Genomic DNA, 18766 nt, shown 5'->3' on the forward strand with positions numbered 1-18766 from the left:
GAAGGTGCTGCGCTGTCAGGCGGCGCGCACGTAGCGTACAAAGCTGAACGGCACCCCGCTGGCGCTGGTGTGGTCCTCGCGTGCGGCTTCGGTCCATTCGGGGCCGAGCACGGGCGCGTAAGCATCGCCGTCCACGTTTTGCGCAATTTCGGTGACTTCGATGCGCTGGGCCAGTGGCAGGGCCTGGGCGTAGATTTGCGCGCCGCCCATCACCCACACGGTTTCAGAAGAAGCACAAAACTGTAGCGCCTCGCGCAGGCTGGATGCGCGCTGCACGCCATCTTGATGCCAATCGGGCTGGCGCGTGATGACGATGTTGATGCGCCCCGGCAGGGGGCGAAAGCGCTCGGGCAGCGAGTCCCAGGTCTTGCGCCCCATGATGACCGGGCAGCCCAGCGTGAGGCGTTTGAAATGCGCCAGGTCTTCCGGCAAGTGCCAGGGCATGGTGCCGTCCTTGCCGATGACTCCATTGGCGGCGCGCGCGTAGATGAGAGCGATGTCCATGTGGTTGTCCATTCATCAAACGCTGTATCGGCTGCGTAAGAAACCGGCGCGCCGCAGTCCAGTGCCGCCGCGCAAGGGCCGCCCCGCCGCGCTGGCGGCGTCCCCCTGCCCGTGGCGCGCAGCGCTGCGAGAGCGGGGGGAAGGCGCCGAAGGCGACTCAGGGGGGTGCTTCACTTCACACCGCCACCGGCGCCTTGATGGCCGGGTGGTGCTCGTAGCCGACAACCTCGAAGTCTTCGAACTGGTAGTCAAAGATGCTGTCGGGCCGGCGCTTGATGTGCAGCGTGGGGTAGGGGTAGGGCGTGCGCGCCAGCTGCGTTTGCACCTGCTCGGTGTGGTTGCTGTAGATATGGCAGTCGCCGCCGGTCCAGATGAAGTCGCCCACCTCCAGGTCGCACTGCTGCGCCACCATGTGCGTGAGCAGCGCGTAGCTGGCGATGTTGAAGGGCACGCCCAAAAAGATGTCGGCGCTGCGCTGGTAAAGCTGGCAGCTCAGGGTGCCCTTGCCGCCGGGTGTGGTGGCGGGGGCCACATAAAACTGGAAAAAGGCATGGCACGGCATCAGCGCCATTTTGTGCAGCTCGGCCACGTTCCAGCTGCTCACGATGATGCGGCGCGAGTCGGGGTTGGTCTTGAGCGTGTCGATTACCTGGCTGATCTGGTCAATGTGGCCACCGTCGGGCGTGGGCCAGCTGCGCCACTGCACGCCATAGACCGGGCCGAGGTCGCCATCGGGGCGCGCCCATTCGTCCCAGATCGTGACGCCGCGCTCTTTGAGCCAGAGGTTGCTGCTCGACCCGGTGAGGAACCACAGCAGCTCCACGATGATGCTCTTGAGGTGCACCTTTTTGGTGGTGACCAGCGGAAAACCCTCGCGCAGGTCAAAGCGCATCTGGTGGCCAAAAACGCTCTTGGTGCCCGTGCCCGTGCGGTCGCCTTTGTCCACGCCGTGCGTGAACACATGGCGCATGAAGTCTTCGTATTGCGTGCGGACGGGGCGCTGGGTTGGGGCGAAAGTCATGGGAAAAACCAGGCGTTGGAAGCGTTTGACAAAGGGCGGCGGCGGGCTGTGCCGTCGGGGCCGATAGTGTGCCACCGATGGCCTGGGCGGGTGTCGTGGCAGCGGGGCGGCCGGGCTGCGGGGTGTGCCCGGGACGTCTCAGGAGCCAAACCCCGTGGTGGCTACGGTTGTTCCGTTCTCGAACAGCAGCGTGCGTTCGGGCCAGCGCAGTGCGGCCAGCTGGTATTGCGGGTCGTGGGGCGTGCCGGCCTTGCGCGCCCGCCAGCGTCCGCCGACCGAGTAGTCCACGCAAAAGACGTTGTGGCGCTGGCCGTGCCAGGCAAAGGGCGGCGTGTGGCCAAACAGGCCTGCCTCTTCGGGTGTCAGGGCGGCCAGGGCATCGGGTGTGGGCACGACGGGGCGCCGCCAGTAGTGGCCCATCACCACCGGGGTGGCGTCGGTGTAGCTGTCCCACCATGCCATGCGCTCGACAAAGCGCCATTTTCCGCCCGCATGAAAAGGGTCGGTGCCCTGGCGTTCGACCCCCGAGGTGAGTACCTTGAGCGGGTTCAGCATGGCCTTGAGCAGCTCGTTGTCGGCATGGGCCTGCAAAAACGGCGGCTTGTGCAGCGGGTCTTCCAGGTCGTGCGGCCACTGCTGGCGCTCGGTGGCCATGCGCCGGGCCAGTGTGCCGTCTTGCGCCTGCCGGCGCACCTCGGCTTCCCAGTGGTCGTACTCGGCGCGGACGCTGCCGGGCGGCAACTGGCGCACTGCGGCAATCTGGGCGGGCAGCCATGCGGCGTGCACGATGCGCAGGTCTGGCCGCTCCAGTGCCACGGGCAGCGTGCCCAGAAACGCCACGATGGCGGCGCGCTGACTGGCCGTAGGGCGGGCAAAGGGTGCGTATTTGTCGTGGTCGGACGCCAGGCGGGCATCGAAGTACCACCCGGCGCCATCTTTGGCGTCGTTGCGCAGCAGGTTGATCTCGTGGTTGCCGATCACGGCCACGGCGCGGCCGCTGGCCACCAGGTGCGCCACCCGCGCGAGCACCGCAGGGCTGTCGGGGCCCCGGTCGCAAAAGTCACCCACAAAGACCAGCGTGCGGCCATCCGGGTGCCGCCCCTGGGCGTCGTAGCCCAGGTGGGCCAGCAGCGAGTGCAGCGCGTCGATTTCGCCATGGATGTCGCCGACGATGTCGAGCGGTCCCGGGGGCAGGTCTTGGATGAGGCTCATGCGGTGCCCAGCACGCGCCCCGGGTTCATGGTGCCCCGCGGATCGAGCGCCGCCTTGATGGCGCGCATCATGGCCAGCGCCGTGGGCGACTGATATTTCTCCAGCTTGTCCACCTTCAGTGCGCCAATGCCGTGCTCGGCCGAGAACGAGCCGCCGAACTGCGCCACCGCCTCGTAGACGAGGTGGTTCACCCGCTCTTCCTGCTCGCGCAGGAAGGCCTTGGCGTCGCCGCCCTCGGGGGCCTGCACGTTGTAGTGCAGATTGCCGTCGCCCAGGTGGCCGAAGTTGACCAGGCGCACGCCAGGAATCTCGCGCACCATCATGGCGTCGGCATATTCGACAAACGCCGGAATGCGGGAAATGGGCACCGAGATGTCGTGCTTGATGTTGAGCCCTTCTTCCGCCTGTGCCAGCGGAATGTTCTCGCGGATATGCCACAGGTTGTGCGCCTGCGAGAGGTTTTCTGCCACCACGGCGTCGGTTACGCAGCCGGCCTCGAAAGCGGTTTCGAGCAGCGCCTCAAAGCGTGCACGCGCGTGGTCTTCGGACTCGCTGTCGGAGTTTTCCAGCAAAACGCCATAAGGCACGTCCTCCTGCTCGATAAAAGGCACGCGCAACTGTGGCATGTGCTTGTGCACCAGGCCCAGGGCAAAGCGGCCCATCACTTCAAAGCCCGTGAGCCCCGCGCCCAGGTGCTGGTGCGCCAGGCCCAGCAGTGCCACGGCATGTTCCATCGAGGGCACAGCGGCCCAGGCGGTGAGCTGCGCGGCGGGCCGGGGATAGAGCTTGAGCGTGGCGGCGGTGATGACGCCCAGCGTGCCTTCGCTGCCAATGAACAGGTCGCGCAGGTCGTAGCCCGTGTTGTCCTTGCGCAGGCCCTTGAGGCCGTTCCACACCTCGCCCTGCGGCGTGACCACTTCGAGGCCCACGCACAGGTCGCGGGCGTTGCCATAGCGCACCACCTGCGTGCCGCCCGCATTGGTGCCCAGGTTGCCGCCGATGGTGCAGCTGCCCTCGGCCGCCAGCGACAGGGGGAACAAAAGCCCCGCCTGGCTGGCCGCGTCCTGCACGTTCTGCAGGATGCAGCCGGCATCCACCGTCATGGTGAGGTTGTCCTTGTCGAGGGCGCGCACTGTGTTCATGCGCGCAAGGCTCAGCACCACCTGCGTGCCCGAGGTGTCGGGTGTCGAGCCCACGGCCAGACCGGTGTTGCCGCCCTGCGGCACGATGGATGTGCCTGCAGCGGCGCAGGCACGCACCACGGCCGCCACCTCGTCGGTGTTGCCCGGGCGCACCACGGCCAGCGCCTTGCCGTGCTCGCGGCGGCGCCAGTCCTGTTCCCAGGCGCTGAGGTCGCCGTCGGTCAGGACATGGGGGGCACCCACTATGCGTTGCAGGGCGTCAATCAGGTTCGACATGGTGGTCTTTCAGGTGATCGGTCAGTGGGTTTTGGTGCGTGCGGGCGGCGCAGGGGCTGGTTACTGCGAAACCGCAGGCGTGGTTTCTGCAATGGCCTGTGCCTGCGCGTGCACCCGGGCGTTGCGCTGGCGCAGCCGCACATGCAGCGTGCAGGCCGTGAAAAGCACCAGGCACAGCACGATCTCGCCCATTGCCAGCCATGAGCTGGGCCGGGCGTCGCTCCAGGCGCGCACCACGCCTTCAATGAAATACAACCAGATCACCAGGCTGACCCAGCGGTAGGTGTACATGCGGTTTTTGAGGATGCCGGCCAGCGGAACGCACAGTGGCAGCGCCTTGAGCGCCAGCCACGAACCACCGGGACGCAGCGGTGCCAGCAACAGCTCCCAGGCCAGGCACAGCGCAATCAGCGCCAGCAGGCTGCCTGCGGCCAGCCAGCGGGTGGCGGCAACGGCGTTGCCAGGGGGGGACAAGGAAAGGTTCATGGCGTGTGTTGTCAGAAAAATGGGCGGTGCCGGTGGCGCACAAGCCAGGTGGTTGGGCCCACAATGCGCGCTCGATCAATGCAATTCGGTCCGATGCCCGTTGAACCCCTCACCCGGAACTTGTCGAAGGGCTTCGACAAGCACCGCCTGAACCGCCTGAGCGGTATTGGAGATTTCAACGGGCCGGATCCATCAATAATCCGTGTCCATGCAGCGTTTTTACAGTAACCAAACGGCCCGTGGCCGGGCCTAGGATCATATCGGCCATGTCCTTGACCCCACAGACCGTGGTCCAGCGCCTGCAGGCTTTGGTGGCCGAGTTGTCGCGCTTTCCCTGGGCAACCACCGCCCAGACGCTGCGCGAGCGGTTTCGTGAAGACCGCCTGGGCCTGACGGCCAGCAGCCTCACCTTCACCACCATCCTGGCCCTGGTTCCTTTTGTGACCGTGGCGCTGGCCTTGTTCACGGCCTTTCCCATTTTCGGCGAGCTGCAGGTGGTGCTGCAGCGCTGGCTGGTGGACAGCCTGGTGCCCGACAGCATCTCGCGCCAGGTGCTGGGCTACCTCACGCAGTTTGCTGCCCAGGCCAGCCGGCTGGGGGTGGCGGGGTTCAGCATTTTGCTGGTGACGGCGCTGGCGCTGATTTTGACCATTGACCGCACCCTCAACAACATCTGGCGCGTGCGGCGTCTGCGGCCGCTGGGCCAGCGGGTGCTGATTTATTGGGCCGCGATCACGCTGGGGCCCGTGGTGCTGGGTGCCAGCCTGGCGCTCACGTCGTATGTGATGTCGGCCTCGGGCGGGCTGGTGCGGGCCGTGCCCGATGGCCTGCGCCTGCTGTTCGACTCCATCGAGTTCCTGGTGCTGGCATTGGGCATGGCGGCGCTCTACCACTATGTGCCCAACACGCCCGTGAAATGGCGCCACGCCTGGGCGGGCGGCCTGTTTGTGGCAGTGTGTATCGAGCTGGCCAAGAAGGTGCTGGCCATTTACCTGGGCAAGGTGCCCACCTATTCGGTGGTGTATGGCACCTTTGCCACGCTGCCCATTTTGCTGGTGTGGATCTATGTGGCGTGGGTCATCGTGCTGCTGGGGGCGGTGGTGGCGGCCTACCTGCCCAGCCTGCTTGCCGGCGTCGCGCGGCGCGGCACGGTGCCGGGCTGGACTTTTCAGCTGGCGGTGGAGGTGCTGCAGGAGCTGCAGCGCGCGCGCCGCCACATCGGCAAAGGCCTGCGTGCCAGCCAGCTCGCGCAGCTGCTGCGCGTGGATGTGCTGCAACTGGCGCCGGTGCTCGATGCCCTGACCGCGCTGGACTGGGCGGGGCGCACCAGCGACCCGGCGCAAAGCGCGGCCGACGACCCCGAGCCGCGCTATGTGCTGCTGGCCGATCCCGAACGAACCCTGCTGGCGCCTTTGCTGCAGCGCCTGCTGCTGGACCGCTCCGGCAGCCTGGAGCCGCTGTGGAGCAACGCCGGGTTAGCGCAACTGCATCTGTCGGATTTGCTTCAAAAAGAATAGCTGATAGCGCTTTCTGGATAAGCGCTAGCGGCATTTTTGACTTGTATTATTCGGAAAAACGGTGAGCACCTCGCCACCATGCTCTGCCAGCGGATTGGCCGCCGGCAGGGTGATGGCCGGTGTTCAGCGGGCGAGAAAATCCCGGATGGCCATCAGCGTGCCGTCGGGGGCCTCGGTCATCTGGTGGTGCCCAACGGGCAGGTTGACCACCTGTACGGCCCGGCCCGCGTTGCGGGCAATGGCGATCAGCCCCTGCGCGGCCTTGGGTGCCGTCATCTGGTCTTGTGCCCCCAGCGCAAACAGCACCGGGCACTGCACCTGGGCCATGGCCTGTTCGCCGTTGGCATAGCGGTCACAGGCCACGAAGCCCCGGTGAAACAGGTTGACCTGCGGGTTGCTGCGCAGCACCTTGCGGCCCAACGCCATGCCCGCGCCATACACCCAAAAGCCCGCACCCGAGGGCGGTGCCAGCGTGCTGCGCGAGAACACGTTGACCATGCGCAGCGCCTTCTCGGGCTCGTTCAATGCCGATTCAATGAGTGCGGGCGACACTTTCATGGGGTAGGCCGTGCCCACCAGCACCAGATGGCTCACGCGTGGGCCCAGCTGGGCTGCCGCTTCCAGCGCAATCAGCGAGCCCCAGCTGTGGCCGATCAGCGCGGCGCGGTCAATGCCCAGGGCATCGAGCAGCGCCGCCACAAACGCAGCGCCTTGCTCGACGCTGGCCGGCGCATCGCCGCCGCTGCGGCAATGGCCGGGCAGATCGACGGCCAGCACGTTCCAGCCGTGGTTGGCCATGTAGCGGCTTTGCAAGGCCCACACGCTGTGGTCGTTGAGCACGCCGTGGATGAACACCACCGTGGGCTTGGCGGCATCAAACGCCTTGCCGCCGGTGTAGCAATAAATGGCAGCGCCGTTGACTTGAATGTGCATGGTCAGGCCCCCGCTTTCTCGGCGGCTTTCAGCGCGCGCTTGAGATCGTCGATCAGGTCATCGGCATCTTCCAGGCCAATGGACAGGCGGATCGTGCCCTGGGTGATGCCCGCATCGGCCAGGGCCTCGTCGCTCATGCGGAAGTGCGTGGTGCTGGCCGGGTGGATCACCAGGCTGCGGCAGTCGCCCACGTTGGCCAGGTGGCTGAAGACCTTGAGGGTTTCGATGAACTTCTTGCCCTGCTCGCGGTTGCCCTTGAGGTCAAAGCTGAACACCGAGCCAGCGCCGCGTGGCAGCAGCTTTTGCGCGAGCGCGTGGCTCCCGTGCGATGCCAGCATGGGGTGGCCCACGCGCGCTACAAAGGGTTGTGCTGCCAGAAACTCCACCACTTTTTCGGTGTTGCGCATGTGCTGCTGCATACGCAGGGGCAGGGTTTCGATGCCCTGCAGGATGAGCCAGGCGGTGTGCGGGCTCATGCAGGCGCCAAAGTCGCGCAGGCCCTCGCGGCGGGCGCGCAGCAGAAAGGCGCCCACGCTGCTTTCTTCGGTGAACACCATGTTGTGAAAACCGTCGTAGGGTTGGGTCAGCTCGGCAAACTTGCCGGCGGATTTCGGGCCATCCCAGTCAAAGCTGCCGCCGTCGACCACGATGCCGCCCACCACGGTGCCGTGGCCCGACAGGAACTTGGTGGCCGAGTGGTAGACCAGGTCTGCGCCATGCTCGAACGGCTTGATGAGCCACGGCGAGGTGAGGGTGGAGTCCACCAGCAGCGGTACGCCGGCCTCGTGGGCTATTGAAGAAACGGTGGGGATGTCCAGCACCTCCAGGCCAGGGTTGCCCACGGTTTCGCCAAAGAACAGCTTGGTGTTGGGGCGCACGGCCGCGCGCCAGGCATCAATGTCGCCGGGCTTCACAAAGGTGGTTTCAATGCCGAAGCGGCTGAGGGTGTAGTGCAGCAGGTTCTGCGAGCCGCCATACAGCGCCGTGCTGGCCACGATGTGGCTGCCAGCGCCCATCAGCGTGGCGACGGCCAGGTGCAGGGCCGCCTGGCCGCTGGCCGTGGTGATGGCGCCCACACCGCCTTCGAGTGCCGCCACACGCTGCTCCAGCACGGCATTGGTGGGGTTGCTGATGCGGCTGTAGACATGGCCCGGACGTTCGAGGTTGAACAGCGAGGCGGCGTGTTCGCTCGATTCAAAAACGAACGAGGTGGTCAGGTGGATGGGCACGGCACGCGCGCCGGTGGCGGGGTCGGGCGAGGCGCCTGCGTGCAGCGCCAGCGTGTCAAAGCCGGGGTCGGAGTAACCGGGCATCTTGTGTCTCCAAGGTTGTCTGTGCAGCCGGGCATTGTGGGCTATATTTGCCGTGAATCAGCCTGTTGCGCCCAGCGCGCCCTCGGAGACAACACCATGAAAGTCAGCGACATCCTTCGCGTCAAGGGGAACACCCTCTACACCGTGACACCGGACGAACCCCTTGCCGTTGCCTTGAGCGTGATGGCTGAAAAAGACATCGGCTCGCTGGTGGTGATGGAGCTGGGCGACCTGGTGGGCATGCTCACCTTCCGCGAAGTGATCCAGGCCACCGTGCGCAACGGCGGCAGCGTGGGTGCCCTGCGCGTACGCTCGGCCATGGACGACCATCCCCTGACCTGCACGCTCGAAACCGACATGGACGAGGTGCGCCGCATGATGCTCGATCGCCACGCGCGCTACATGCCGGTGATGGACAAGAAAATGCTCATGGGCGTGATCAGCTTCTACGATGTGGCCAAGGCCGTGGTGGACGCCCAGAATTTCGAGAACAAGATGCTCAAGGCCTACATCCGCGACTGGCCGGAGGAAAAGACAACCCCCTGAGGCGACAACCCCTCAGTCGCCTTCGGCGCCTTCCCCCTTCTCTCGCATTGCTGCGCAACGCGGAAAGGGGGACGCCACCGGCGCGGCGGGGCGGCCCTTGCGCGGTGGCTCTGGCCTGGGCCGCGCGGGCGCAGGCGGTGGGGGCTTTTCTCGTGCGCTGTGTCTTTGCGTGGGTGGTCGTCTGGGATAATCCTGCGCCATGAGCGGCAACACCTTCGGTACCTTATTCGCAGTCACCAATTTTGGTGAATCCCACGGCCCGGCCATTGGCTGCGTGATTGACGGCTGCCCGCCCGGCATGCCGCTTGCCGAGGCCGATATCCAGGCCGACCTCGACCGTCGCCGCCCCGGCACCAGTCGGCACGTCACGCAGAGGAGCGAGCCCGATGCGGTCGAAATTCTTTCCGGCGTCTACGAGGGCAAGACCACCGGCACGCCGATTGCCCTGCTGATCCGCAACACCGACCAGCGCAGCAAGGACTACAGCAACATCGCCGAGAGCTTTCGGCCCGGCCATGCCGATTACACCTACTGGCACAAATACGGCATTCGCGACCCGCGCGGTGGCGGCCGTTCGTCAGCGCGCCTGACAGCGCCCACGGTGGCCGCGGGTGCCGTGGCCAAGAAGTGGCTGGCCCAGCAATACGGCGCCCAGTTTCGGGCCTGCATGACGCAGCTCGGCGAGCTGGCCATCCCGTTCGAGGGCTGGGAGCATGTGCGCAACAATCCGTTTTTTGCGCCAGTGGCCGATGTCGCGCAGTACGAGGACTACATGGATGGGCTGCGCAAGGCCGGCGACTCGTGCGGCGCACGCATCCGCGTGCAGGCCACGGGCGTGCCGGTGGGGCTGGGCGAGCCCTTGTTCGACAAGCTCGACGCCGACATCGCCTACGCCATGATGGGCCTGAACGCCGTGAAGGGCGTGGAGATTGGCGCCGGCTTTGCCAGCGTGGCCCAGCGCGGCACCGTGCACGGCGATTCCATGAGCCCGCAAGGCTTTCGCAGCAACAACGCGGGTGGCGTGCTCGGCGGCATCAGCACCGGGCAAGACCTGGAAGTGAGCATTGCCATCAAGCCCACCAGCTCCATCATCAGCCCGCGCGAGTCGATTGACATCCACGGCCACAGCGCCGAGGTCATCACCAAGGGGCGCCACGACCCCTGCGTGGGCATTCGCGCCGCGCCCATTGCCGAGGCCTTGCTGGCGCTGGTGGTGATGGACCACGCGTTGCGCCACCGCGCCCAGTGCGCCGATGTGGTGGCCAACGTGGCGCCCATCCGGGCCTCTTTCCTTTAAGGGCTCCGGTGGCCCGTTTGCCTGCGATGGCACGGGGATTATCGCGCCGGGGCCTGGGCACCGCCTTTGCCCTGGGCATGCTGGCGGCCCTGGCGGGTTGTGCCGCCGTGGCACCGGCGCCGCAGCACATCGACATCACGCTGATCGGTTTCAACGACCTGCACGGCCATCTGGAGCCGCCCCGCCTGGTGGTGCGCGTGCCGGGGCCTGACGGTGCTGTTGCCGTGCCGGCCGGTGGCGCGGCCTATCTGGCCAGCGCCATTGCGGCGCTCAAGGCCAGCAATCCGCACCACGCGGTGGTGTCTGCCGGTGACATGGTGGGGGCTTCGCCGCTGGTGTCGGCCCTGTTTCTGGACGAGCCCACCATCGAGGCCGTCAACCGCATGCAGATCGACTTCAACGCCGTGGGCAACCACGAGTTTGACCGTGGCTGGCGCGAGCTGCTACGGCTGCAGCATGGCGGTTGCGAGCAGTTCACTGTGCGCACGCCCTGCCAGATATCCCGTCCGTTTGAGGGCGCCCGCTTCGGTTTTCTGGCCGCCAACACCGTGCGCGAGGATGGTCAGACGCTGTTGCCGCCCACGGGGCTCAAGCGGTTTCACGATGGGGGCGCCACGATTACCTTGGGGTTCATCGGTCTCACGCTTAAGGCCACCCCCACCATGGTGTCGCCCGCTGGCGTAGTCGGGCTGCGGTTCGAGGACGAGGCCGCCACTGCCAACGCGCTGGTGCCGCAGTTGCGCGCCCAGGGCGCCGATGTCATCGTGGTGGTGATCCACGAGGGCGGAGGCACCGCGGCCGGCATCACCGAGACCAGTTGCGCGGGGCTCAGCGGCGACATCGTGCCCATCCTTGAGCGGCTGGACCCGGCGATCGACGTAGTGGTGTCGGGCCACACCCATCGGGCCTATGTGTGCGACTACGCCAGCGTGAACCCGCAGCGCCCATTTCTGCTGACCAGCGCGGGCCTGTATGGCACGCTGGTGACCGACATTGCCCTGCGCGTGGACACCCGCACACGCCGCGTGGTGCGCAAGGCGGCGCGCCAGGTCATCGTGCAGGGCGAAGGGTTCACGGGCCCGCAGGGCCGTGTGGACACGAGCGCCGTTGTGCCCGTGTTTCCCGTCGACACCGGCGTGCAGCAGTTGGTGGCCACTTACCATGCGGCGGCCGTGCCGCTGGCCCAGCGGCCCGTGGGGCAGGTCACCGCTGCCATCCTGCGGCAACCCGGCCCGTCGCTCGAATCGCCGCTGGGCAACCTGATTGCCGATGCCCAGCTGCATGCGACGCGCCTACCCGGGCAGGGCGGGGCGCAGATATCCTTCATGAACCCCGGCGGCGTGCGCGCCGACCTGGTGCCCGACGAGCAGGGGCTGGTGCGCTACGGGCAGTTGTTTGCCGTGCAACCCTTTGGCAACCACCTGGTCGTCAAGACCTTCACCGGGGCGCAGCTGCGTGCGGCGCTGGAGCAGCAGTTTGACAGTGGCACCAACACGCCCGAGCGGCCGCGCGTGCTGTCGGTGTCGGCGGGGTTTGGCTATTCCTACGACCTCTCGCGGCCCGCCGGTGCGCGCATCAGCCACATGGCGCTGCACGGCCAGCCACTGACCGATGAGGCCCGTGTGCGTGTCGCAATGAGCAACTACCTGGCGGGCGGTGGCGACAATTTCACGGTGTTTGCCCAAGTGCCGGACATGCTGGGCGGGGGCCAGGACCTGGACGCACTGGAGGCCTATTTCCGCGCCAGCAGCCCCTTGGCACCCCCGGCGACGAACCGCATCACCCGGAGTGCACAGGTCACCGGGTCCAACCAATAAGGCCAAAAAGTGCCCCTGGCGCTTATGCATCAAGCGCCAGTAGCTCTATTTTTGATAGTGATTGGTGGCGGGAGGCAGGTGAGCCGCATGGCCGCCGTGCGGCCTGCTGGCGCCACCATCGGGTCATGATCTGCTATTTAATTAATAGCTGTATGCGCTTGATAGATAAGCGCTTGAGGCTAAAAAAGCTTTAAATCAGACGCGGATTACTTGCCAACCTCATCGACCATTGCGCGGAAATCGTCGATGTCTTCGAAGCTGCGGTACACGCTGGCAAAGCGGATGTAAGCCACCTTGTCGAGCTTCTTGAGCTCGCGCATGACCAGCTCGCCTATGTGGCTGGAAAGCACTTCACGTTGCCCCATGTTGAGCAGCTTTTCCTCGATGCGCTCAATGGAGCTGTCGATCTGGGTGGTGCTGACGGGCCGCTTGCGCAGAGCCAGATTGAACGAGGCCAGCAACTTGCTGCGCTCGTATTCAATGCGGCGGCCGTCTTTTTTGACCACCACCGGGAAGTTCACCTCGGGGCGCTCGTAGGTGGTAAAGCGTTTTTCGCAGGCGCTGCACCGGCGCCGACGGCGAACAAAATCCCCCTCCTCAGACACCCGGGTTTCAACGACTTGCGTCTCTTGGTGGCTGCAGAAGGGGCACTTCATGGGGCAGTGCGCTGGGCTTAACCGTAAACAGGGAAACGGGCCGTCAACGCGTTGACCTTGGCACGCACGGCGGCGATGTTGGCCTCGTCGCGCGGGTTGTCCAGCACGTCGGCGATCAGGTGGGCCGTCATGCGCGCTTCTTCTTCCTTGAAACCGCGCGTGGTCATGGCGGGGGTGCCAATGCGCACGCCGCTGGTCACCATCGGCTTTTCAGGGTCGTTGGGGATGGCGTTCTTGTTGATGGTCATGTGAGCGGCGCCCAGCACGGCCTCGGCTTCCTTGCCGGTGATGCCCTTGGCGCGGAGGTCCACCAGCATCACGTGGCTTTGCGTGCCGCCGCTCACGATGCGCAGGCCGCGTGCGGTCAGCGTCTCGGCCACCACCTTGGCGTTCTTGGCCACTTGTTCCTGGTAGGCCTTGAACTCGGGCTGCAGCGCTTCCTTGAAAGCCACGGCCTTGGCCGCGATGACGTGCATCAGCGGGCCGCCCTGCAGGCCGGGGAAGATGGCGCTGTTGATGGCCTTTTCGTGCTGGGCCTTCATCAGGATGATGCCGCCACGGGGGCCGCGCAGGCTCTTGTGGGTGGTGGAAGTGACCACGTCAGCGTGCGGCACGGGGTTGGGGTAGACGCCGGCGGCAATCAGCCCGGCGTAGTGGGCCATGTCCACCATGAAGATGGCGCCGATTTCCTTGGCTATTCTTGCAAAGCGCTCGAAATCGATGTGCAGGCTGTAGGCCGAGGCACCGGCAATGATGAGCTTGGGCTTGTGTTCCCGTGCCTTGGCTTCCATCGCGTCGTAGTCAATGGCTTCCTGGGCGTTGAGTCCATAGGAGATGACGTTGAACCACTTGCCGGACATGTTCAGTGGCATGCCGTGTGTCAGGTGGCCGCCTTCGGCCAGGCTCATGCCCATGATAGTGTCGCCGGGCTTGAGGAATGCCAGGAATACCGCCTCGTTGGCGGATGCGCCGCAGTGGGGCTGCACGTTGGCGGCTTCGGCGCCGAAGATTTTCTTGACGCGGTCGATGGCCAGTTGCTCGGCCACGTCCACATGCTCGCAGCCACCGTAGTAGCGCTTGCCGGGGTAGCCTTCGGCGTATTTGTTGGTGAGTTGCGTGCCCTGAGCCCACATCACTGCGGGGGAGGCGTAGTTCTCGCTGGCGATGAGCTCAATGTGATGCTCTTGCCGGGCGTTTTCAGCCTGGATGGCGGCAAACAGCTCGGGATCGGTTTGTTCGACAAGAATATTGCGGTTGTACATGATTGGCAGTCCTATGAACTTGTGTCCCTTGAAACAAGGGCTGCCCAGGCGAACGGCGGAACGCAGAAGGCCCTGAGCCTTTGCGGCACGCTCCCTAGTGGTTCACAAGAGGCATGCCCTTGCCGGTTTCCACGTCAGCGGCGGCACCTTGTGGGGAGCCACGCCTATCGCCAGTCGCGTACGCCTCTAGTGTAGCTGACCGGCGCCTCATCACTCGATGGGATGCCCGTTTTCAAAGACCTTAAAGCAGCGCGAGCTTGTCGCCTGCGGCTTCGGGGGCATCGGCGGGCGCGACAACCGGTACGGTGCGGGCCGGGGCCGGGGCCTGGGTCGACAGGGTGGCGGGCGGGTTCATGGGAGTGGATCGTCCGCCAGCGACCTGGCGCAGCCGGAAATGCTCGGCCAGCACCTTGGCGGTGTATCCGCCGTCATCGGGCAGATTGGCCGCGCCCACGTAATAGCGCAGCCCGCCTTCCACCGAACCAGCCCGGGCTATGCATTCCTGAAGCACCTTCACACCGACGCGCAGGTTGGTAACCGGATCGAACGCTGCAAAGTGACCGCCAAAATTTTCGTACTTGTCGGTGTGAACCCGCGTCATCACCTGCATCAGGCCCTGAGCGCCCACGGAGCTCTGGGCAAAGGGGTTGAAGCTGGATTCGATGGCCATGATGGCCAGGATCAGGGTCGGATCGATCTTGGTGCGTGCGCCGGTTTCATAAGCTTCAGCCACCAGTGCGCTCAGGGGTTCTGGCGCAACGCGGTATTTCTTGCTCAGCCAGTAAGCCACCGCAGCCTGCTCTTTTGGCAGATCCTTGGGGTTGCTGGCAGTGGCGCGTTCGATGGCACCCAGCTCCACTGGCATTTCCAGCAGGGCCACCTGACGTGACTGCAGCCAGTCCATCAGATGCGCCTCGCCTGCCTGGCGCAGGTCGGGGCGGGCCGTAAGGGTCAAAACAACAAAGGCAACGGCCAGCCCGATGAGGGCAAAACTGTTGTGGGTGATTTCAAGGAAACCTTCGGTCACGTCGGCCACGAAGGTCCGCACGCCGGAGACTATTTTTCCTGACGCTGTCATAGCTCTTCCTTTCTGAAGCGACGCCTGCGTGCGATACCGTCGTCAACGACAGCATCGGCTCAGGGAGTCACCTGGATTGGTACGCCATCAATTCCGTGCTTCGTTCATGACTCGAGCGATGAATTGACTTAGCCGGGTTCGGCAGCGGGTTGGGGTTTTTACTAGCCCTGTTGGGGGCTGGCGGATTCTAGGAGGTCACTTAATGCCAAGTCAATACTAACAAAGTTATTCAAAATACATAATTGTTATGATAAAGCTGTAAAAAACCTCAGTAAAGCGCCTATTTTTGCAATTTCGGCTGGCATGGAAGCGCATGTTCTGTGACCACTGTGTGTCAATTTCAATCGCTGTGTTGTGAGCCATTGAGAATGCAATTTGAGTTGGGCGAGTGAGTTTGGTAAGGTTGCGTTGCCTGTCGATTTCAGGCATCGCCAGACAAGGCAAAGTCTCCCGCTGAAGGCATGCAGTGCCCAGGTGCAGCAGATGCAGCTTTTATGGCAAACCTTGGAGGCAATACCTTGTCTCCTCGCAATGTGGACTTTCAACTCCAGATTGCGAACCGATGGCAAAGACCGTTGCGTCAGCCGTCAAGCCCGGTGGGCAGGCCATGAGGTCTGTCCACCGGGCTTTCTTGTTGGTGCATCCATGCCGGGTGTTGTGTCTGTGTTTTGGCCGGTTGCGGGGGGCAGTTCGCCGGTTGCATATATATAGGGATAATGGGCGGGGTTCTCCATGGCTGGCCTCGTTGCGCCGGGAGAGTGGATTTCATCAACCGACCTGCCCGTGTCAGTCGATCTGACCAGCTTGCGCCAGATCATTTCTTGATGCTTGGCCCGACGCCATGGCGTGGTCTTTTGCTGGAACCCGGTGAAAATGGCACTCCCGCTCGCAAGCGCTCACGCATTTGGCCGCAGCGTCCAGCTTTCCCCCAAGTGGCTTGTCCGGTCCTCTCATTCATTGGATCCATGTTTCCTTTTTTTTCTCGCAGCAAAATGTCCGACGTACCTGAAGTGAATCCGGCCCCGGCCAAAACCCAAGAGTCGCATCCCCTGGATGCGCTGACTGGTGGCGCTTTCTCGGCCGCCACGTCAAGTGAGCGGGCTTCCCGCATCCGTGACTGGCTCGCCACCCAGCCGGCGCCCGAGCAACTGCAAGAGGTTTTTAAGGAACTGAGCGGGCGCGACAAGGGGGCTGCACGCGCGGTACGCGAACGGCTGGATGAAATCCGCCGCGCCAAAGGACAGGAGGCCATTGCGGCCGAGTGGGCCGAGAAGGCCCACGCATTGCTGGCGGCTCCAAAGCTCAACATTGCCGACGCCTTGGCGTGGCAGCGCGATGCGGCCAAGGCGGGCGCGCCCCTTTCGCGCGAACCTCTTTCGCTGCTCAAGGTTCAGGTCGCCGATCGCGTGAAGGTGATCGAAGACCTGCAGCACCGTGTGCAGGTGCAACGAGAAGCCGCCGTGCTGTTGGCCCAACGCATCGAGGTGCTCTCCACCAAGTCCTGGAAAGATGCGCATGCTGCGTTGGAATTGCTGCGTGCCGACGTTGCGCGCTGGCAGGAGCAAGCCCAGGAGTTGACCGGAGACGCCAGCTGGGTCAGCGTGGAGGCGCGCTTTCCGTTACTGCTGGAGGCCTCGCGCACACAGTTGCTTGTGGTGTGGGACGCCTTCCAGCCCGCCGTGGCGCAAGCCGCTGCGGCTGCCGAGGACGCGGCTGCCCCATTGCCGCCCGTACCCGTGTGGGCCGATGAATTGCGTGTTGTGCGCGGGCTGCCAACTGAGGCGGCTGCCGCAGTCGCTGCCAAGCCCGCCCGAGTGGTCAAGCCCAAAGTCGCACCTGAGGTGGTTGAGAAGGCCGTGCAAGTCGTGCGCGAAGCCCTGGCAACGCTGGAAAAGGAAACCGCCGAAGGGCATGGCAAGGCCAGTGCGGGCGCTGCTGCGGCACTGCGCGCCGTGCTGAAGGTCCATGGCAAGCACATTGACTCCGCGCTGGAGCACCAGGTGCACGCTGCCCTGGTGGCAGCGGGTGAGCTGGAAGGCTGGCAGCGCTGGAGTGCAGACCAGGTCCGTGAAGACTTGGTGGCCAAGGCAGAAGCCCTGCTGCATCGTCCTGACGGTCAGGCGTTGGGTGGCCGCAAGATGCAGGAGTCACTGCGCCAGTTGCGCGAACAGTGGAAGCAGTCGGATCAGGGCGGTGCAGCCAACCACGGCTTGTGGAAAAAGTTTGATGAGGCGTGCAATGCCGCGCACAAGGTGGTGGAAGCCTGGCTCGAAAAGATCCGCACCGAAGCTGCCGAGCACAAGGCCCAGCGCATGGCCCTGATCGAAGAGGTCAAGGCCTGGGCGCAAGAGCATGCCGCCTCTGGTGACTGGAAGGCCATCAACCGCGCACTGCACCAGTTTGGCGACCGTTGGCGTGAAGGCGGTCATGTCGGCGAAAAGATCTTTGCCGAACTGCAGCCGCTTTGGAAGCAGACCATCGCCGCTGCCGCTGCACCGCTGGAGAACGCGCAAAAAGAGAGCCTTGCCCGTCGCCACGCCATGATTGATGAAGCGGTGGCACTGGGCGCTGCTCCCACGCTGCGCATTGATGCGGTCAAAGCCTTGCAGCAGCGCTGGCAGGCCGAAGCCCAGACCGTGCCGTTGGACCGCAAGCATGAGCAAAAGCTGTGGGATGCCTTCCGCAAGCCGATTGACGAAGCCTTCAACCGCAAATCGGCAGACCGCGAAAAGGCTGTGACTGAACTGAGTGCGCGTGATCGTGTGGTGCTGGAGGCCTCCAAGGCGCTGGAAGCGGCCAATGCCAGCGGCGATGTGCAGCAAATTCGCACGGCCATGCAGGCACTGGAGGCCGCACTGCACGGGCAGGCGCAGGCGGTACAGGCTGTGGCGTCGGCACAGAACAACGAGCCAAATCAGCTTCAAGCGCACAATCCAGCAGCGGTTGATGCTCCTGAAAATGTAGCGCCTGATGCTTCCTCGGAAGGTTCCGAAGAAGCTCCTGCTCCCGTCCCTGTTGCGCCCAAGCCGGCTGCGCGCCCGGTGGTGGCGGTGCGCGGCGATGATCGCCCAGGCATGAAGAAAGATGCCCCCGCAGCGCAAGGTCGTGGCGGGCGCCCGGGCGATCGCCGAGAGGGCCGTGGTGATCGCGATGCAGGCCGTGGCCCGCGTGCAGACGGTCATTTTGGTGATCGCAATGACCGTGGTGGCCGCTTCGGTGATCGTCCCGCTTACGAAGACCGCGGACCGCGCCTGGGTGACACGGCTTTCCGTGCCCAGCGCGACGCCATGGAGCACGCACAGCTCGCGCTCAAGAAGCTGGCGGCGCAGGCCCACGGTGAAGCGCTGACGCAACTGCTGACAGCGTGGGAAAAGCGCGACGCGGCGCTGTTGCCAAGCACACAGGAGCTGGGTGGCCGGGTGACAGGGGCCGTGCGTGGCGCATGGGCGCAGGCGTTGTCTGCCCCCGCAGCCGGCGACGCAGCCGAAGCCTTGCTCCGGCTGGAGATGGCAGCCGAAGCGCCAACCCCGGCAGAACACATCGACGCCCGCCGTTTCTTGCAATTGCAATTGCTCACCCGGCGCAACGATCCTGCGCCCGCCCAGACCTGGGGTCAAGATGCTGCGCGTGTGCTTGCCAGTGCCAATCACCCCGCCAGTGCGCGACGTCTGCAGAACGTACTGAAAACACTGCTGCGCAAGTGAGC

At 64.8% G+C, this 18766-nt stretch carries 15 protein-coding genes and 1 riboswitch; of the genes, 5 read left to right on the forward strand and 10 right to left on the reverse strand.

The genetic code is table 11. From position 1 onward, the window contains the following. Nucleotides 1-15: 15 nt before the first annotated feature. The 5 genes from K226_RS0109665 to K226_RS0109685 form a co-directional block, all read right to left on the reverse strand. Nucleotides 16-504 (reverse strand): dihydrofolate reductase, encoded by a 489-nt coding sequence (locus K226_RS0109665; protein WP_024814612.1) that lies wholly within the window; start codon nt 502-504, stop codon nt 16-18. 175 nt (nt 505-679) lie between these two features. Then, nucleotides 680-1525, reverse strand: a complete 846-nt coding sequence (locus tag K226_RS0109670) for a thymidylate synthase (RefSeq protein WP_024814613.1) — start codon at nt 1523-1525, stop codon at nt 680-682. A gap of 138 nt (nt 1526-1663) precedes the next feature. Beyond that, the gene (locus tag K226_RS0109675) at nt 1664-2737 is read right to left on the reverse strand and encodes a metallophosphoesterase (protein ID WP_024814614.1); all 1074 of its coding nucleotides are present in this window, start codon (nt 2735-2737) and stop codon (nt 1664-1666) included. Beyond that, nucleotides 2734-4155 (reverse strand): FAD-binding oxidoreductase, encoded by a 1422-nt coding sequence (locus K226_RS0109680; RefSeq protein WP_024814615.1) that lies wholly within the window; start codon nt 4153-4155, stop codon nt 2734-2736. The genes K226_RS0109675 and K226_RS0109680 overlap by 4 nt, the downstream gene beginning before the upstream one ends. A gap of 60 nt (nt 4156-4215) precedes the next feature. Further along, the gene (locus K226_RS0109685) at nt 4216-4641 is read right to left on the reverse strand and encodes a DUF2069 domain-containing protein (RefSeq protein ID WP_024814616.1); all 426 of its coding nucleotides are present in this window, start codon (nt 4639-4641) and stop codon (nt 4216-4218) included. A gap of 266 nt (nt 4642-4907) precedes the next feature. On the opposite strand from K226_RS0109685, the gene K226_RS0109690 reads away from it, so the two are divergent. Next, a complete protein-coding gene (locus K226_RS0109690; RefSeq protein ID WP_024814617.1) occupies nt 4908-6158 on the forward strand; it encodes a YihY family inner membrane protein in 1251 nt (416 codons plus the stop codon). Between the two features lie 123 nt (nt 6159-6281). On the opposite strand, the gene K226_RS0109695 is transcribed toward K226_RS0109690, so the two are convergent. Both K226_RS0109695 and K226_RS0109700 read right to left on the reverse strand, forming a co-directional pair. Continuing rightward, complete coding sequence (locus K226_RS0109695) at nt 6282-7091, reverse strand: alpha/beta fold hydrolase (protein WP_024814618.1); 810 nt, start codon at nt 7089-7091, stop codon at nt 6282-6284. Between the two features lie 2 nt (nt 7092-7093). After that, nucleotides 7094-8404: an O-acetylhomoserine aminocarboxypropyltransferase gene (locus K226_RS0109700; RefSeq protein WP_024814619.1), complete on the reverse strand. Its 1311-nt coding sequence runs from the start codon at nt 8402-8404 to the stop codon at nt 7094-7096. Between the two features lie 96 nt (nt 8405-8500). Here K226_RS0109700 and K226_RS0109705 point away from each other — a divergent pair, with 96 nt between their 5' ends. From K226_RS0109705 to K226_RS0109720, 3 genes are all read left to right on the forward strand, one after another. Further along, nucleotides 8501-8950, forward strand: a complete 450-nt coding sequence (locus tag K226_RS0109705) for a CBS domain-containing protein (protein ID WP_024814620.1) — start codon at nt 8501-8503, stop codon at nt 8948-8950. A gap of 199 nt (nt 8951-9149) precedes the next feature. Continuing rightward, on the forward strand, nt 9150-10247 hold the full coding sequence (gene aroC, locus K226_RS0109715) for a chorismate synthase (protein WP_024814622.1): 1098 nt from the start codon (nt 9150-9152) through the stop codon (nt 10245-10247). A 26-nt stretch (nt 10248-10273) separates the two neighbouring features. Further along, on the forward strand, nt 10274-12064 hold the full coding sequence (locus K226_RS0109720) for a bifunctional metallophosphatase/5'-nucleotidase (RefSeq protein WP_024814623.1): 1791 nt from the start codon (nt 10274-10276) through the stop codon (nt 12062-12064). A gap of 206 nt (nt 12065-12270) precedes the next feature. Here K226_RS0109720 and nrdR read toward each other — a convergent pair whose 3' ends face one another. The 3 genes from nrdR to K226_RS18855 all read right to left on the reverse strand — a co-directional run bounded on the left by nrdR (nt 12271) and on the right by K226_RS18855 (nt 15060). After that, nucleotides 12271-12720, reverse strand: a complete 450-nt coding sequence (nrdR, locus tag K226_RS0109725; RefSeq protein ID WP_024814624.1) for a transcriptional regulator NrdR — start codon at nt 12718-12720, stop codon at nt 12271-12273. Nucleotides 12721-12737: 17 nt separating this feature from the next. Beyond that, entirely contained in the window at nt 12738-13982 is a 1245-nt protein-coding gene (gene glyA / locus K226_RS0109730) for a serine hydroxymethyltransferase (protein ID WP_024814625.1), read from the reverse strand. A gap of 35 nt (nt 13983-14017) precedes the next feature. Beyond that, nucleotides 14018-14170: riboswitch (ZMP/ZTP riboswitch) on the reverse strand. 53 nt (nt 14171-14223) lie between these two features. Then, complete coding sequence (locus tag K226_RS18855; RefSeq protein ID WP_035240977.1) at nt 14224-15060, reverse strand: lytic transglycosylase domain-containing protein; 837 nt, start codon at nt 15058-15060, stop codon at nt 14224-14226. A gap of 965 nt (nt 15061-16025) precedes the next feature. Here K226_RS18855 and K226_RS0109740 point away from each other — a divergent pair. Continuing rightward, a complete protein-coding gene (locus K226_RS0109740; protein WP_024814626.1) occupies nt 16026-18764 on the forward strand; it encodes a DUF349 domain-containing protein in 2739 nt (912 codons plus the stop codon). The last annotated feature ends 2 nt before the right edge of the window (nt 18765-18766 follow it).

Origin of the sequence: Acidovorax sp. JHL-3, assembly GCF_000526295.1 — a bacterium.
Lineage (GTDB): Bacteria > Pseudomonadota > Gammaproteobacteria > Burkholderiales > Burkholderiaceae_C > Acidovorax > Acidovorax defluvii.